This is a genomic window from Gottfriedia acidiceleris (assembly GCF_004138285.1).
GTDB lineage: Bacteria > Bacillota > Bacilli > Bacillales > Bacillaceae_G > Gottfriedia > Gottfriedia acidiceleris_A.
The window spans coordinates 1-322 of sequence record NZ_SCFN01000081.1; the positions used below are offsets into that span (position 1 = coordinate 1).

Genomic DNA, 322 nt, shown 5'->3' on the forward strand with positions numbered 1-322 from the left:
TGGATATGCTATAATAAGTTTGTAAGTTAATCAGCAACATAAATTGCACGATGTGCAGATTTTATAGATTATGAAGCCTTTGCTTTATGCTTCGTAAGTCACTCATAGCGAACATATCTGAATAAGTTATGTGAGCATTTTATATGGGGACGTTACGGATTCGACAGGGGTAGTTCGAGCTTAAGTCGCGAGTCGAGGGGTCGGCCTCGTTAAAACGCAAAAGCCAATAACTGGCAAAAACAACAATTTCTCTTTAGCTGCTTAATTGCACTAAAGGCTCCTCCTATGTATCGCCCATGTGCATAGCTTAGAGGGGTTCACT

1 other RNA gene is annotated in these 322 nt (G+C 40.7%); it reads left to right on the forward strand.

Annotated elements, in window-relative coordinates:
* Window positions 1–145: 145 nt before the first annotated feature.
* Window positions 146–322, forward strand: a transfer-messenger RNA (tmRNA) gene (ssrA, locus tag EP747_RS24065); the annotation flags it as partial.